Here is a 16,747-nt window from a genome sequence, read left to right as displayed (position 1 = left end):
TCCGGCGCGGACCAGTTCGACGATCTGACGACGGAACTCAGCAGGATAGGGCGGACGTGTATGGGGCATCGGTTGCACCTCGTGGAAAAGCCTGAAGGGCTCCACGAGAGCGGGTCAACATCAATCCGGGGCAATCCCACCCACGGAGAGGTCACCCACTGGACTGGCCGAGCCCTGGCGCAGGCCGTCGGGATCTCCCTGCGCTCGGTCCAGCGCATCTGGGACGCGCACCGCCTGCAGCCGCATCGGGTGCGCAGCTTCAAGCGCTCGAATGATCCGGCCTTCGCCGAGAAGGTCGAGGATATCGTAGGTCTCTACATGGATCCGCCGCGCCACGCCGTCGTGCTCTCGCTCGACGAGAAGAGCCAGATCCAGGCTCTCGAGCGCACTCGCCCGAGCCGACCCGTCACGCTAGGTCGCCCCGAGACACAGACCCACGACTACATCCGCCACGGCACCACGACGCTGTTTGCCGCGCTCGACGTGCTGGAGGGCACCGTGATCGGGCGCTGCATGCAGCGTCACCGCCACGAGGAGTTCCTGCGCTTCCTCAACACCATCGAGGCCGCGGCGCCGGCCGGTAAACTGATCCACGTGATCCTCGACAACTACGGCACGCATAAGCACCCGAAGGTGCGAGCCTGGCTGGCCCGGCATCCGCGCTGGATCTTCCACTTCACCCCGACCTCGGCCTCGTGGATGAACGCGGTCGAGGGCTTCTTCTCCGCCCTGACCCGGCACAGGCTGAAACGTGGCAGCTTCAGCGGGATCGTCGACCTTCAGGCTGCGATCAACCGCTACATCGCCGAGCACAACGACAGGCCCAAGCCCTTCGTCTGGACCAAGCCAGCCGCCGCCATTCTCGATGCCGTCAACGGCAACGCTGCACCATCCGAATGAGTCAGTGCACTAGCCGCGTAAGTACGACCGGCCGAGCGCGCGCCACCGACGGATCTCTGACGCGATCGTCATCGTGCTCACATCCCTGTTCTGGGCCATCGTCCTGTTCGGCCTGGCTCGTTACGTGGGGCAGGCGATAGCGCAGCCGACCGGGCAACCGACAGTCCAGAACCGTTCGAGCGCGGCGCTCCGCCGCCGCGGCGGTCGCATAAGTGGCCTCCTCGCACTTCAGAGTGGTACGCGCAAATATCACGTGCACGAATCCCTCAACTTCGATAGGCTTATGATGCCTACGTCGAGATGAGGGGTGCGCCTACGCCATTCACTTCCACCATGATCACAACCTAGCGTGGACGTCTTGTTTCTCAAGATTGTACCGGCTACCTGCATGACGAAGGTGGCCGCAAATGCAGTAAGACAAGAGTGATATGGCTTTGTATGCGCGCCAAAACGGCTAGTGCACTGACGCCTTCAAAAGGTGCACCACGCGGCAGAAATTTCCTTTTGACGGCAGGGATTTGGCGAGAGTGCAGGTGGCGCGTTCGTCGGTGTCACTGCACTAGATGGGAGAGTGCTTGCGTAAGGCGAATTGGCCCTTCGTTTGAGACGACGGGCTTAGCGTTCAGTGCATCAGACATAAGCTATGACCCACCCTCCAGCCAACCCCGAACCTCTCGACATCATTGCCCGCAGGCTACATGAGCACGCCCGCTGGCGAGTAGGGTGGTGGCCTGCCTGGGAGGATCTGAACCCAGACAATTCATTCGAGGCTGGGTTAATCCAATCCGCCTATGACCGAGCGCGAGACTTAGTGTCGATGTACGTCAGAGTTGAGGGATCCAGTACCCCGACCCGCAGCAGCCCTACTGCATAGCCGATACCCTCGGCACCTCGCTCAACCGCAAAGAGCGCATCTCGAACTTCGTCGACCAACTGCGCTTCTCGATGAGCCCCACCTGCGCCGGCATGACAGCGCCACGTCCGAACCGCGCGTTACACGTGTCCATCGCCGTCATCAGATTGCTCGACTTGTCCCGGTCGAAGGCCTCGAACAGCGGGCGGAGCGCCTCGGCGAGCGCCACGAGGTCGTTTGTGACGAGCCCCGCCTTGCTGTAGCGCCAGAGCGTCGGGCCCTGCTCCTTCCAGGTTTTCGCCACACCGTGAAGCGCCGCCTGGATCAGGGGCGCCCGCCCTTGGGGCGAGGCGGGTGAGGCGGCAGAAGCGGGGCGATTGCAGTCCAGAGATCGTCGGGCAGAAGCGGGCGAGCCATACCAACCCGACGCCCAACCGCTCCGATCGTGCCGTTCTGTTAGGCGCTCTAACACTACTCTGCCATGTTCATAGCAGCATGTGGATGAGGGTTGGCCGGCGGCAGTGCGGGCAGCGAGTGAGATGCACGAGGAGCGCGGCGGCGACACGGCGCCTGACCTCGGGCAGCGTCGGCCGAGGCGGCGGGCCGGGCGCCTGTGACCCGCACCTTTTTTTCCCCGACCCGCAGGCTCTGCAGGAAGGCGAACGCGATCTGGCACAGGAGTGCATGGTGGTGCAGCCCGATCCAGGAGCGACCCTCGAAGTGGTCGAGGCCTAGTTCCTCCTTGAGCTGCTGGTGCGCCTGCTCGCAACTCCAGCGCGCCTTGATGGCCGCTACCAACTGCTCCAGCGGCGTGTCGGCCGGATGGTTGGTCAGGTGCAGCTTGCGCTCGCCCGTGAGGCGGTGCTCACACACCAGCCAGCGCTCGGCCCCTGGCAGGTGCTGGGCCCCTGAGGCGAGCGGGCCGTCGACCACGCGCACGCGGTGGGCGCTGAAGGCGGCCTGGAGCGGCCCCTTGGTGCCGGTGCGCCACGACAGGCTGCGGAACGTCGCGTCGGGGGGATCGGCGAAAAGGCCGCCGCCGGGCGGCTCGGCGCCGAGGGCACGGGGTGCTTGCGCGGGCGTCCTCCCGCCCTGGTGGGCGCGGGCATGGCCGTCGTCACATCGGCGGCAAACACCTTCTGGGTCGGCGGCAGGCCCAGCGCCCAGCGAAGGCCCCGGGCGTCGAGGGCGTGGCGGAACGCGGCCACCTTGCCGTACTCGGCATCGCCCAGCACGCATCCGAAGCGCACGCCCTGGTCGCGTAGCCGGTCGACCTCATCGAGGGCGATCTGCCACTTGGGCCGACCGGAGACGTCATCGGGCACGCCTGCCGTGCGCCGCCGAACCGGATCGTCCACCCAGCTGTCGGGGAGGAACAACCGCAGCGCCACCGGGACCGGAACCTCGCCCCGGGCCAGCGTCAGCGACACCAGCGCCTGGCAGTTCGCCGTCTTGCCGAGCTGACCGCAGTATTGGCGCTGCACGCCGACGGAGTGGCGCCCCTGCTTGACCAGTGCGGTGTCGTCGACGACCAGCACCGCCTGCGGCCCGCCTACGAGCCGGTCAGCCTGCTCGGCCAGCACGCGCTCGAGCCGTGCATGCGGCCAGGGCGAGGCAGATACGAAGTGGTGCAGTTGCTGCACGTTGCCGGGGGCAACGCGCGCTGCCATCGGTTCCACACTCTTGCGCTCGCCGGGCAGAAGCAGGCCGCGCAGATAGAGCGGCGCCCAGCGTCGCCGTTCGGCGCGGGGCAAGGCGGCCAGAAAGGGAGCCAGCCATGCCTTCGACCCCAGGTCACCCATCGCGGTTCTCCCGCTCGCCTCAGCAAACAAGAGATAGGAGATATCAACTTGGCAGAGTAGTGCTAACTTGTCTCAGCCTCGCGTCCCATTGATTTGTCGAGGCGTCTCAAAATGATGGTTGCGTATCATCCTCTGGGGCGTGCTCGTGCAGTAATTCGGCGATGACGTCGAGGGGTTCGGGCATGATGCGCCTACGCTTGAGGACTGTCGCTGCGGCCAGATACCAGCAGGTTGCAGCTGTTTTTTGACCGGGCCGTAAGCCATGGAGGATTTCTGGCTTGACCGGCGCTGGCTTATAAGTGCTAGATAGTCTTATCTAAACAACTATTTTCTCAGGAGTTAGAAATATGCCTTATCCGCAAATACTCAATGAGATTGGACAGAAATATAAAACCGACAAATCCTCTGATGGTGACGATTATCTCTCATTCTATGAAGAACGTATTAGTCATCTTAAAGATAAAAAATTCACAATGGTCGAAATCGGTGTTTTTTAGGGTGGTTCATTGAAGACTTGGGGAGAGTATTTCCCTAATGCGTAGATTGTAGGCATTGACATAGAGCCCAACGCCAGAGTTTTTTCTGGACACAATAGGTACGTCGTTATTGGAAATGCATCACGCTCTGAAACAGCGGATTACGTTGTCAAAAAACATGGCCGCCCCTTGATTGTTTTAGAAGATGGATCCCATATCTGGCATCATCAAATCGAGTCGCTACGCTATTTTTGGCCAAAGATTTTGCCAGGAGGATATTTCATAATGGAAGATATACATACTTCAATGCCTGAACAGATTAATAACTATCCTTGGTACCAAGGCAGTTCTACGATCAGCGCATATGATTATATTCTACATCTGAACCGAAATGTGTCGGCGCTGGAGATATGGCGGAAGAGCGCCCATACGACGGATTCATTGGGAACTATGCGCCTACAATACGCTCGATTGAGTGGTATCGGCGCACATGCATCATTCGGAAGAAGCACGATATCGTGGAGCCTCCGCAGGAGCCGTAAAGTCACGGCGGGGCGCCTTGATGTTCACACTCGGACGCCAAGGCGACGCTGTCGAGGCGCCAACAATCCTCGCATCATCGGATGTGCTAGTGCACTGACTCAGACGGAAGGTGCAGCCTGGCTGTTGAGGATGGCGGCGGCGGGCTTGGTCCAGATGAAGGGCTTTGGCCTCTCATTGTGCTCGGCGATGTAGCGCTTGATCGCCGCCTGCAGGTCCACGATCCCGGTGAACGTGCCACGTCGCAGCCGCCCACGTGACAGCGCCGAGAAGAAGCCCTCGACCGCGTTGAGCCACGAGGCGGAGGTCGGGGTGAAGTGGAACACCCAGCGCGGATGGCGCGACAGCCACGCCCGCACCTTCGCGTGGGTGTGCGTGCGATGGTTGTCGAGCACCACGTGGATGCCCGAGAACGGATCGGCGCCGATGGCGTCACGCACCAGGGCGGCCAGCCCCCTGGCGCTAAAAGAACTCAGCCGTGTTGATGAACCTGTACCCCTCCGCGTCCGGTCGTTCGCAATCACGGCGGCTTGGGCCCCATGCGGATGCCGGAGCGGTCTGAGAGTTCCAGCCACCCTTTTTCGCCTCAACCAGACTGACGAAATCGGCTAGCGACACCACGCGACCATATTCATCAACGATCTCCCGGCTTTGTAGGTATTCCTTCCATGCCGCGAAGCTAGTCAGCCCATGCTCAGGGTACGGAACGAACAAAAACTCCCAGCCCAATGACGACTTGCCAATATGGAGCTTTTCGCTATCCTTTTTGCAGCAAGTGAACGTTGGTTCAATATCAACATAATAGCTAGTTTCCATCGCTAACTCCATTGCGCAATGTCGGACTTGTTGTCATCAAAGTGCCTGTCATTCTACTCAAATCCATCGGCTGGGTCGCATCTCCAATGGTGCACGAAGCCGGGCCGCTTGCACAAGCGCCCAGCTTCATTTTTCAACCTGCGATTTGGGATTGTCTGGACCAACTAGTGTCCTGCGTCTGAATTTCGTGACAAAGGCGTTGTCCCTGGCTCAGCTTCGAGTGCTCTCAGGCAGAAGCGTTTGACGCTGGCGAGGATGGCGTCGGCCGACTTCACCCACCGGAACGGTTTCGGATCGGCATTCGTGGCTTCGATGAAGGCGCGAATGTCGCGCTCAAGCTCGGCTACGGAGCAATGGACGCCACGTCGGATCGCGCGCTCCGTCAGCAGGCCGAACCATCGCTCGACCTGGTTGATCCACGAGGCGGAGGTCGGGGTGAAGTGCACGTGATAGTGCGGGCGCCTGGCTAGCCAATCGCGGATCAACTTGGTCTTGTGCGTCGCCGAGTTGTCGAGCACCAGATGCACGTCGAGGTCGGCCGGTACCGCCGCCTCGATCTCGTCCAGGAAGCGGCGGAACTCGCTGGCGCGGTGACGCGGATAGCACTGCCCGATCACAGTCCCGGCCTTCACGCCGAGAGCGGCAAACAAGCTGGTGGTGCCATGTCGGGCATAGTCGTGCGTGCGCCGCTCCACCTGTCCGGGCCGGAGCGGCAGCAGCGGCTGCGTGCGATCGAGCGCCTGGACCTGGACTTCTCGTCCACGCAGAGAACCAGGGCACGGGCGGGCGGAGCCAGATAGAGCCCCACGATCAGGGAGCCCATCGAACGAGTTCGATGGGAACTCGTCGCGCACCTTCTCGGCAAACAGCGGATCGGTGGAGAGCTTGAAGGTCTCGGACCGGTGCGGCTGCAGGCCGAACGCGCGCCAGACTCGCCCGACCGTCGCGCCCGACACCCCGCTGGCCTTGGCCATGCTGCGCTGGCTCCAGTGAGTGGCACCCTGGGGCCGCTCGCAGAGCGTGCGGTCGATCAACTCGGCGACCTGCTCGTCGCCGATCCGGCGCGGGGCTCCCGAGCGAGGTTCATCCAGCAGGCCATCCGTGCGTTCGCGGGCAAACCGTTCGCGCCACTTGCCGACCGTGTGCTTGCCGGTGCTCAGTTCCGCCGCGATGGCCGTATTGCTCCGTCCATCGGAGGCCAGAAGCACGATGCGGGCACGCAGGGCGAGCCCCTGGGCTGTCTTGCGGCGGCGGGCCCAGATCTCAAGCTCAGCTCGTTCCTCGGCGCTCAGGTCGAGAGATGTGGGTACACGGTAGGCCATCGGCGCCTCCCAGAAGACCCACACTTTGCCACGAACTTCAGACGCAGGACACTAGGGTGGCGAACCATTTCACGACCTGATTGCATCGCGGCCTGCATCCGTGAAGATTATGGCGTCAGCAACGCTGTCTACGAAGATCCCACTATAAGCCACGAGGCTGGCAAGGAAGGTATCATTCCGGCCGCCATGAGCATCAAGCCGCCGTGCCTCGGTGAGCGACATGAGCCGGCCAGCTTTGACCAGAGCGATGAGGGCTCGTCGCTACTGCTCGGTCATCCGACCAGCGCCAGCAAGATCGCCGCCCTGGATGCGCCCACCACGGTTCACAACTTGGCTGACAGAGGTGCCAACTGCGGTAGCATGAAGGGGAACGCCAGCTGAGTGTCTGGCGCTCCTGTGGTGAGTGGCACGCGCAGCTAACGCAGCAGCCTCATCCGACTACGCCATAGGCCGGTGACGAGCCCCCGATATGCTGCCAGCTCTGCAGCGTGCCGTTCTGCATCTGCCAATAGCCGAGGTCACCGGTAGCGTCGCGGAACAGGATGTCGGACGTGCCGTCCCCGTTGTAGTCGCCCGTACCCGCGACCTGGTAGGCCGTGCTCGACCCGCTGATAGCGTTCCAGGCCGCTAACGTGCCGTTCTGCATCTGCCAGTCGCCGACGTCGCCGGTGCTGTTGTTGCGGAACAGGATATCGGACGTGCCATCGCCGTTGAAGTCGCCGATGCCGGTGATCAGGTAGTCGGCGCTCGCTTTGCCGATGCTGTGCCAGCCCTCCAGTGTACCGTTCTGCATCTGCCAGTAACCGACGTCGCCGGTGCTGTTGTTGCGGAACAGGATGTCAGAGGTGCCGTCGCCGTTGAAGTCACCGATGCCGGCGACTTGATAGTCTGTGCTTGATCTGCCGACGCTGTGCCAGCCTTCCAGTGTGCCATTCTGCATCTGCCAATAGCCGACATCGCCGGTGCTGTTGTTGCGGAACAGGATGTCGGAGGTGCCGTCGCCGTTGAAGTCACCGATGCCGGCTACTTGGTAGTCGGTGCTCGATCCGCTGATAGCGTGCCAGCCTTCCAATGTGCCGTTCTGCATCTGCCAGTAGCCGACGTCGCCCGTGCTGTTGTTGCGGAACATGATGTCAGAGGCGCCGTCGCCGTTAAAGTCGCCGACGCCGTTGACTTGGTAGGCAGTGCTCGATCCGCTTATGTTGTGGCGGCTGTCGAGCGCTCCGCTCTGCATCTGATAGGAGCCGATGTCACCGGTTTTGCGGTCGCGAAATAGGATGTCGGAAGTACCGTCGCCATTGAAGTCGTCGATAGCCAAACTCGGTTGCTTGGCGGTAAAGGCGTGCTGTGCTCCGCTACTGTCTGTATAGTTCCCGACTATCAAACCGCGGTCGCTGATGCCAATGATGTTTGTTGACTTGGCGCCTGGATAATCGATCGCAGTAAATACTCCACCTTTATCGATGAATCCGTGATGCATTCCACTCGGGTCGTCGTACTCTCCAACGATTATTCCTTTATTATTAATGCCCTTAAGAAAAGTATTCTTTGAATAAGGATAATTTACACTTGTATATACGCCAGCAGAATATATAAAACCTTGAGTAGAGGTGCCGATTGTGTAATTTCCAACCAAAGTCTCGCTGTCGTTGATGCCATTCACCGCTGTGACTGCGACCGACGTCGTATCTGTTACAGGGTATTGGAGCCGTACACTTTGGCCCTTTGCATTATTATAATAATACCCCAAAGAGCTTGTGGCGCCAACGATGCTGCCATTATTGTTAATGTCGCCTAGTTTGAATTGTCCTGAATATCCAAATGATTCTACCTGCGTTATACTGCCTCCAGGCGCCTGTATCACTAATTTAAGGGAGGCGTCTCTGCCGGGAATGACGCCTGCGGTTCCCGCTGCAACCAATGAGTCGTTAATCCTTGAAAAATTTCCGTATTGACTATAGCTTAGATTGCTAAAATATTGCTTATCGTACAGATAAAGTGTGCCATTAGAATCCTTTAGTAGTATTTTATTTTGAGATGTAATATCTGTTGCTACAGCGCTCGGCGCCGCTGAATACGTCAATGCTGAAAAAATCCACGCCATAATTTTTCTCCTTTAGAGTCATGAAAATTCCGCGAAACAGCGGAGGCGGGCTGTCGCCGAGTATATATAGACAAAGCAGCTTACTGTCAATTATAAAGTGATTTTTCAAGAAATCGGCAATCATGATAGCGGTTGATGACGCATCGACAGTCTTACTATAAAGATATTAATAATTGTTGTTTATTTAGAATTGAAAGGATTTGTGGATAGACATCAGATGAGAGTTTTGTCTTAGGGCTTAACTCGGATCTACTCTCCACCCCAATATTTAGATCAGCGCTCACTCCTCGTCCCGCCCCTTCTCCACCAGGACCTGCTAACGATTGCAGGCCGTCCGGATAAGGCCCACCTCGAGCGGGTCTGTCATGTCGAGGCCTCCCCAGGCCGGGCAGCCCTCGATGCGTTCACGTGCCTGCTCGTGCAGCCACTCGGCGATGACGTCGAGGGGTTCGGGGCTGATGGGAGGGTGTGGCATGACATCAAGCTATTGCCTAACGGCCTTTCTGTCGATTGGCTAGGACTGTAATCAGAGCTTGCCCCGACACTAATTCATGAACTATATATTCTTGGCGTTTAATTTCTTCTTCGTTCATTCCGTAAGAGGAAGCTAAGACAAGCATTTTTTCAAAATCGACGCATTGCATAATAACGGCCTTAGCTATGATTTCCGCGCTGGATATTTTATCGTCAAGTTGAAGTGCGGCATGGTTTGCGCAGGTAGCGTGCGAATTTATTGAAGATTTCTCTTCACTTGCAAAACCTATTTCTTGTGAGTAGGCGCAGCTTACAAAACTATAAAGCAGAGAAACAAAAATTATGAAGCGAGCTATCAGCACTTAAGTCTCCCGGGGCGTATCATGCACCTAGTGCAAGAGGTGTGCTCCAACGATCAGGGCGCAAGAAAAACTGAGCTTTCGACGAGCGACAAATCATTCCTGGCTCAACGCGACTGCTGCCGCCTTCATAGTGGTAGCCGTTATAAACTTGATCAAGAAGGCGCCATCGCCGAGGTTATGATCGTGGTGGAGATGATTGGCGTGGACGCACCCCTTATCCTGAGGTAGGCAGCATAAGCCTATCGGAGACGAGTGGGTCGCGCATGCCTCAATTTGTTGCAGCTTGACTGATCTACAGCGCGGACTACGGGCCGCTGCCGGCAGGATCGCCATCCCCGAAGCGCTCGCCGCGGTTCACGGCGCGGCTGAGCGAGGTGCCAATTGCGGTAGCATGAAAGGGAACGCCAGCTGAGTGGCTGGCGCTCCTGTGGTGAGTGGCACGCGCAGCTAACGCAGCAGCCTCATCCGACTACGCCATAGGCCGGTGACGAGCCCCCGATATGCTGCCAGCTCTGCAGCGTGCCGTTCTGCATCTGCCAGTAGCCGAGGTCACCGGTAGCGTCGCGGAACAGGATGTCGGACGTGCCGTCCCCGTTGTAGTCGCCCGTACCCGCGACCTGGTAGGCCGTGCTCGACCCGCTGATAGCGTTCCAGGCCGCTAACGTGCCGTTCTGCATCTGCCAGTCGCCGACGTCGCCGGTGCTGTTGTTGCGGAACAGGATATCGGACGTGCCATCGCCGTTGAAGTCACCGATGCCGGTGATCAGGTAGTCGGCGCTCGCTTTGCCGATGCTGTGCCAGCCATCCAGTGTGCCGTTCTGCATCTGCCAGTAACCGACGTCGCCGGTGCTGTTGTTGCAGAACAGGATGTCGGACGTGCCGTCGCCGTTGAAGTCACCGATGCCGGCGACTTGGTAGTCGATGCTCGCTTTGCCGATGCTGTGCCAGTCCTCCAGTGTGCCGTTCTGAATCTGCCAGTAGCCGACATCGCCGGTGTTGCTGTTGCGGAACAGGATGTCGGAGGTGTCGTCGCCGTTGAAGTCGCCGATGCCAGTCACCTGGTAGTCTGTACTCGACATGCTGATAGCGTGCCAGGCCTCCAACGCGCCGTTCTGCATCTGCCAGTAGCCAACATCGCCCGTAGCGTTATTGCGGAACAGAATGTCAGAGGTGCCGTCGCCGTTGAAGTCGCCGGTGCCGGCAATCAGGTAGGCGGCGCTTGAGTCGCCGATGCTGTGACGGCTTTCTAGCTCACCATTATGCATCTGAAAAGAATCAATATTGCCTGTGCTGTCGTTTCGATATAATATATCTGTAGTGCCATCGCCATTTAGGTCGCCTTTGACTTGAGGCAAAGAGAACTTTAGCTGTAACATGGCAGCCCCGATCGCATTCCCTATTTTCTGTGCCCCAACGCCATTTTCGTGCAATCCATCGATAGTGTCAGTGTTCGGGTTTAATTTGTAATCTTTAACTACCAAGATACGGTCCCTATAATTTGCCAGATCGACGTCATTGGCTAAATTGTTTATCATATCATTGAGCTGGAGCCGCCTTGTCTCGAGCACAAAATAGTTCTTCATCCACCCGGCATCGTTTCGAGGAGGAATATCCACTGCGATCACGTAATCAGCGCCAGAATCTAAATAATTCTTCCACATATATTTCAATCTACTATAGATAACACTAGCAGAGACTCCCAATCCAAGATCGTTCGTTCCCGCAAGAATAACTACGGCATCTGGTCTTATTGCGTTAACGGAACCAACTTCATTCATCATCTGTAGGGCCGTTTCTCCTCCTACAGCTTGATTGTAGCTGGGTGGCAAATAAAACTCGTTAGAAGCAGATGCCACCTGCAGCGCATATGGTACCCAAATGCCGGAAGCAGAAAGGCTATCACCTTCAACAACGAGCCTCGGTCTACGCGAAATACGGGACATTCAAAAATCTCCAAAATCTTGATGTCTATGCTGGAGAACCAACCGACAGATTCATCGTAGGTACGTCAGATCGAGATACAACAAGCATATTTAGCGGTCAAATACAAAAATTTATCGGCATATGCCATTCTTGCACAGTTTGGAAATTTCAAATATATTTCTCCAATCCAAGCCGTCGCTGTGGGCGAAGGCAGCGCTCAAGCCAGCTGTTTAAAAATTGGCCTTCGACAAACCGGCCGCACCGCTGGTGCGTCTCCCACCTGCTGTGCGCTCACGCGCCGCCGCCTCGGTTGCCGCAAAGTGGATATAGATTTGATGAATCAGTCAACAGGGTCGTGTCCTTTAGAGTAGTGTAACTGACCGAGAGCGGGAGATCCCGCCTGCGCGCCCTCAATAGGGCTGTAACAGGCGGGATCTCCCGCGGGGGTGGCCATCGGCGGTGACGGGTTAGGATCGGGTTGTGAGCCACCAACCCCGAACCCAGGGGACCCTCGATGACCGATGCCGTTATGAGGATGCCGAGGCCGCCTGCCCGCCAGCAGTGGCCGCGGGTGACTGATCAGCCCCGGCCCAAGATGCCGAAGCTGGCGGCCTTGATGGAGATGGACACGGCGGAGACCGACGTCCTGGCCTACATGGGCTTCCCAGCCGCCCAGCGTGCCAAACTGCACTCGACCAACTCGCTCGAGCGCCTCAACGGCGAGATCAAGCGGCGCACCGATGGCGTCGGCATTTTCCCCAACGAGTCCTCGATCCGCAAGCTGGTTGGCGCGCTCCTCCTGGAGCAGAACGACGAATGCGCCGTGCATTACTGCCGCTACATGACCCTGGAAAGCATCGCCCCGATCGGCGATGATCCTCTCGTCAGTCTGCCAAACCTCGCAGTCTGACCAGTTCGGCCCTGCCGGTCATCGTGGTGGACCACACGCAGCTGCACCCCCCCCTGGGACATGATCGCCGGCTCCTCAGATTCGCCGCTTTCTGCGGCTAGGTCGGAGCCTGCCGATCGCCCCGGTCGGCCTCGTCAACCGTGCGGATGCCCGGCTTGGTGCATGATCGGTGAGGCCCGAAGGTCCGCCCGTCGCGCCTGGACGGCGACCGCCACGCTTCGAGCGTGTCCTTTTCGCCGATGATCCGCCTCGACAACGTCACCAAGATCTACAAGACGGACGGGTATCGCCGTACCATCCTCGACCAGGCGTCGATGACGCTGAAGCCCGGGGTGAGCTACGGCATCCTCGGCATCAACGGTGCCGGCAAGTCGACGACCCTGCGGCTGATCGCCGGCTGCGAGATGCCGACGAAGGGCCGAATCATCCGCACCACCCGGATCTCCTGGCCGCTCGGCTTCGGCGGCGGCTTCCACTCGGCGATGACCGGCCGCGAGAACGTGATCTTCGTGGCTCGCATCCACGGCGAGGATCCGCGCCGGGTCCTGGCCTTCGTGGAGGACTTCGCCGAGCTCGGCGACTACATCAACGTGCCGATCCGCAACTATTCCTCGGGCATGGGCGCGCGCCTCGCATTCGGCATGAGCATGGCGATCCCGTTCGACTGCTACATCGTCGACGAGATCACCGGCGTCGGCGATGCCCGCTTCATGAAGCGTTGCGATGAGGTGTGGAGCCAGCGGCGGAAGAATGCTGACATCATCATGTGCTCGCACTCGATGGACACGATCCGAGATTATGCCCAGCAGGGGATTGTGCTGGCAAACGGCCGCGCCGTGATCTATCCTGACATCAACGACGCGATCGAAGTCTACCAGCGCCTAAACCAGTGAGCGGGACGATCGCAGGAAGCGAGCGGAGGCGTTGCGCAGGAGCCAGGGGCACGCCGAGCCGCGACCTTGAGCATCCTGAAACGAAGAGCCTCGCCGGCTGGAAAGGCGCAGCGGGGCGATAGATACGCGATGAGGCCCCTGGTCAGCCCCCATCGGAGTGGTCCGGCCTGAAGTATGGCTTTGAGCCGACGGAGGACGGACGCGATGGGAACGAAGAAGCACAAGCCGGAAGAGGTCGTGGCCAAGCTGCGGCAGGTGGACGTGCTGGTCTCGCAGGGGCAGAGCGTGGCTGATGCGATCCGCGCGATCGGCGTGACCGAGGTCACGTATTACCGCTGGCGCAAGGAGTTCGGCGGGCTCAAGTCGGACCAGGTGCGTCGGATGAAGGAGCTGGAGACCGAGAACCAGCGGCTGCGCAAGGCGATCGCGGATCTCACCCTCGACAAGCTGATCCTGCAGGAGGCCGCCCGGGGAAACTTCTGAGCCCCGCGCGCCGGCGCGCCTGCATCGAGCATGTCCGGACCGTGCTGACGGTCTCCGAGCGGCGCGCCTGTCGCGCGCTCGGGCAGCATCGCTCGACGCAGCGCAAGGTGCCGCGGGGGAGAGACGACGAGGCGGCGCTGCTGGCCGACCTGATCGAGTTGGCGCGCCGGTATGGCCGCTACGGCTACCGCAAGATCGCCGCCCTGCTGCGGGCGGCGGGCTGGCTGGTCAACGACAAGCGGGTGGAGCGGCTGTGGCGGCAGGAGGGGCTCAAGGTGCCGGCCCGTCAGCCCAAGAAGGGCCGGTTGTGGGACGGGGATGGCTCCTGTGTCCGGCTGCGGCCCGAGCATCGCGATCATGTCTGGTCCTACGACTTCGTCGAGGCGCGCACGCATGACGGGCGCAAGGTCCGCCTGCTGAACGTCATCGACGAGTTCACCCGCGAGTGCCTGGCCATCCGGGTGGCCCGCAAGCTCAAGGCACCGGACGTGATCGATGTGCTCTCGGACTTGTTCATCCTGCGTGGCGTACCTGCGCACGTTCGCTCTGACAATGGACCTGAGTTCATCGCCCAATCTGTGCAGAAATTGATCACCACCGTGGGCGCAAAGACGGCCTACATCACGCCTAGCTCACCGTGGGAGAACGGCTACATTGAGAGCTTCAACGCGAGGTTACGGGACGAGTTGCTGAATGGGAAGATCTTCTACTCTCTGCGGGAGGCACAGATCCTGATCGAGAGCTGGAGGAGACACTACAACGGAGTTCGGCCGCACGCCTCGTTCGGCTACCGCCCGCCGGCCCCGGAGGTGTTCGTGCCAGCCTTAACCGCTTGGCCGGCTGCGCTCGCCCGACCGGCTCCGCCGGCCAAGCTACCCGTGGTGGAAAGGCCCACGGTCCACTAACATTCCACTCGGGCCACCTCGTGGGGGCTGATCAGTCGACCTCTTCTTCTCGGCTCTGACCCGGCGCAGGCTAAAACAGGAAATATTTAGCGGGATAGTTGATCTTCAGGCCGCGATCAATCGATATATCATCTAGCACAGCAACAAGCCCAAATCCTTCGTCTGGACCAAGCCGGTCGCCGCCATACTCGGTGCCGTCAATAGCAACGCTGTACCATCTGAATGAGTCAACACCCTAGATTCCCACGAGAAGTCCAAGACCTAGAATCTCCCCGGGCTGTGCTGGACTTACACCACAACCAGGTGGTGGAAATCGCCGCGGCAGTGAGGCCGCCGGCGCGCGTCGAGCTCGAGATCACTGACATAAGACTATCTCGACCGCGGTCAGCTCGACGTCAAATGCATCTTTTGCGGTTATGCCGACTCCACACTGGCACTCACGACAACCGGCTCGAGGTCGGCCAGTTCGCGCGCGATCCAGCACAACCAGAGCATGCAGGTTGCCTGCCTGGAGGAGATCCCCTACCTGCAGGAGCTAATCACCTGCGAGCAGGTGCTGGCCTCGGCGACCGATTCGCTAAAACCAGCTACTGCCAGAGCGCCCCGCCCCTCGCCCGCAAGGCAGACGCCGGATCAAATATGACGACCATACCAAGATCTTATGATCGTTAATAAATATTTCATCAAAATCGGACCGCATGGAAGGAATACGATGATGAACAGAGAAGAAATTTCATATATAATTCGCTCTTTGCTCGAACTTGAGCCAGAAAGCAATAATTTGCTTTCGTCTTTACTAGAGTGTAAAGATATAGAATCTTTAATTAGAACTCTAGTGCACTCAGAAGAATTCAAACAAAAAATTCGCTTAGAAGGATTTATTAGAAACGCTATCGAGGAACAGTTGGCGCCATGGAAGATTCGCCAATTCAAATCCGGCGCTTATTTTCAAGATCTTGATTCGGAAAATGCTAATTCGCCTTCGACTTTTCTATACGAAATTTGCAATAATAATATTACAATAATTCCAAAAACGCAAGATGTACCGGCGGTATTTACAATTAGGGCGGAACAATTTCTTATATTGCTTCAGGACAGCTTGAAAGATCAATCTGGTATTGATAAATTAATTATAGCAATAGATGTCGATGATGAGGCCCCTGAACGCACAGACTATCCGATATTTAGCTTCCAGAAACAGTCTGGGACAAAAAATATTCTTTTACCTGATTTTGAGTTTACATTAAATAATTATTTTAATTATTTGTCTAATGACTATACAATCTACGATGATAAGAATAACAAAGCTTCATTTGCTGGATCGACAACGGGGAAGCATCGGGTTGACCTCTATGATGTTCATAATGCGACAGTGCCGCGGATTAGAGCAGCCAAATATTTTCGGAATCAGAGCGACGTAGACTTTCGTCTACCTTCGATTGTTCAATGTACAGCAGAGGCAGAGGAAGCTCTACGCCAGGATGGGTTTGGTGTGAATATAATGACCTGGGACGAGGCATATAGATCCAAATTTATCATATCTATGGATGGTAATGGAGCAACATGCTCAAGACCAGTCCTTATTATGCGCAGTAAATCGGTACTACTGAAGTATTCGTCTAATTATATTTTGTTTTGGTCAAACCATGCTAAACCTTGGACACATTATATTCCAATATATGATGACAAAGAAGTCATCGATATAGTCAGATTAGAAAGAAACGAGCCAGGAAAATTTCATTATATTGCGTTGGCTAGTACAAATTTTGCTGAAGAGTTGCTCTGTAAAAATTCTATAATTCAGTATACTAGAAGATTGCTACAAGAATTCAGATTACTAATCGAGTAGGGAGCTTGATCATGGCGCACCCATGTCGCTGAACCGAGATACGGAAAAAATCGTCGGCTTGAACAACGGATAACTATCAGTTTCAGCTCTCCCACGCCGAGGAGAGCTGGAGCGAGCGTTACGCCAAGCCCATCG

11 protein-coding genes and 4 pseudogenes are annotated in these 16,747 nt (G+C 57.8%); 6 read left to right on the top strand and 9 right to left on the bottom strand.

Going from position 1 to position 16,747, the window contains the following annotated elements; all coding sequences use genetic code 11:
- On the top strand, positions 1-900 hold a 900-nt coding region (locus tag ACS5PV_RS30805), incomplete at its 5' end, for an IS630 family transposase (RefSeq protein WP_455399130.1).
- Between the two features lie 863 nt (positions 901-1,763).
- Here the strand turns inward: ACS5PV_RS30805 and ACS5PV_RS30800 are convergent.
- The 9 genes and pseudogenes from ACS5PV_RS30800 to ACS5PV_RS30760 all read right to left on the bottom strand — a co-directional run bounded on the left by ACS5PV_RS30800 (position 1,764) and on the right by ACS5PV_RS30760 (position 11,592).
- Positions 1,764-2,057 (bottom strand): DUF4113 domain-containing protein, encoded by a 294-nt coding sequence (locus ACS5PV_RS30800; protein WP_455399129.1) that lies wholly within the window; start codon positions 2,055-2,057, stop codon positions 1,764-1,766.
- A gap of 23 nt (positions 2,058-2,080) precedes the next feature.
- Positions 2,081-2,170, bottom strand: a pseudogene (locus ACS5PV_RS30795) (IS5/IS1182 family transposase); the annotation flags it as partial.
- Between the two features lie 54 nt (positions 2,171-2,224).
- Positions 2,225-3,555: pseudogene (locus tag ACS5PV_RS30790) on the bottom strand (IS701 family transposase).
- A 1,117-nt stretch (positions 3,556-4,672) separates the two neighbouring features.
- On the bottom strand, positions 4,673-5,095 hold the full coding sequence (locus ACS5PV_RS30785; RefSeq protein WP_455399128.1) for a transposase: 423 nt from the start codon (positions 5,093-5,095) through the stop codon (positions 4,673-4,675).
- Positions 5,034-5,387: a hypothetical protein gene (locus tag ACS5PV_RS30780; protein ID WP_455399131.1), complete on the bottom strand. Its 354-nt coding sequence runs from the start codon at positions 5,385-5,387 to the stop codon at positions 5,034-5,036. The genes ACS5PV_RS30785 and ACS5PV_RS30780 overlap by 62 nt, the downstream gene beginning before the upstream one ends.
- Positions 5,388-5,551: 164 nt before the next feature.
- Positions 5,552-6,709, bottom strand: a complete 1,158-nt coding sequence (locus ACS5PV_RS30775; protein WP_455399127.1) for an IS630 family transposase — start codon at positions 6,707-6,709, stop codon at positions 5,552-5,554.
- 430 nt (positions 6,710-7,139) lie between these two features.
- Positions 7,140-8,813, bottom strand: a complete 1,674-nt coding sequence (locus ACS5PV_RS30770) for an FG-GAP-like repeat-containing protein (RefSeq protein WP_455399126.1) — start codon at positions 8,811-8,813, stop codon at positions 7,140-7,142.
- A gap of 491 nt (positions 8,814-9,304) precedes the next feature.
- A complete protein-coding gene (locus tag ACS5PV_RS30765) occupies positions 9,305-9,649 on the bottom strand; it encodes a hypothetical protein (protein ID WP_455399125.1) in 345 nt (114 codons plus the stop codon).
- 461 nt (positions 9,650-10,110) lie between these two features.
- Complete coding sequence (locus ACS5PV_RS30760) at positions 10,111-11,592, bottom strand: FG-GAP-like repeat-containing protein (protein ID WP_455399124.1); 1,482 nt, start codon at positions 11,590-11,592, stop codon at positions 10,111-10,113.
- 530 nt (positions 11,593-12,122) lie between these two features.
- On the opposite strand from ACS5PV_RS30760, the pseudogene ACS5PV_RS30755 reads away from it, so the two are divergent.
- The 5 genes and pseudogenes from ACS5PV_RS30755 to ACS5PV_RS30735 all read left to right on the top strand — a co-directional run.
- Positions 12,123-12,482 (top strand): annotated as a pseudogene (locus ACS5PV_RS30755) (transposase); the annotation flags it as partial.
- 239 nt (positions 12,483-12,721) lie between these two features.
- Positions 12,722-13,375 carry an ABC transporter ATP-binding protein gene (locus tag ACS5PV_RS30750; protein ID WP_455399123.1) on the top strand — a complete coding sequence of 218 codons (654 nt, stop codon included), beginning with the start codon at positions 12,722-12,724 and terminating at the stop codon, positions 13,373-13,375.
- 204 nt (positions 13,376-13,579) lie between these two features.
- Positions 13,580-14,763 (top strand): IS3 family transposase gene (locus tag ACS5PV_RS30745; protein WP_455399122.1). Its coding sequence is split into 2 segments (ribosomal slippage): positions 13,580-13,844 and positions 13,844-14,763, totalling 1,185 coding nucleotides; the frame shifts between segments, so codons are not numbered across the junction.
- Positions 14,764-14,794: 31 nt separating this feature from the next.
- Positions 14,795-14,989: pseudogene (locus tag ACS5PV_RS30740) on the top strand (IS630 family transposase); the annotation flags it as partial.
- Between the two features lie 486 nt (positions 14,990-15,475).
- Positions 15,476-16,612, top strand: coding sequence for a glycosyl transferase family 90 (locus ACS5PV_RS30735; protein WP_455399121.1), 1,137 nt, complete (start codon positions 15,476-15,478; stop codon positions 16,610-16,612).
- The last annotated feature ends 135 nt before the right edge of the window (positions 16,613-16,747 follow it).

It is taken from the genome of Methylobacterium sp. Gmos1 (assembly GCF_053764715.1).
This window is presented reverse-complemented; position numbering and strand designations above follow the sequence as displayed.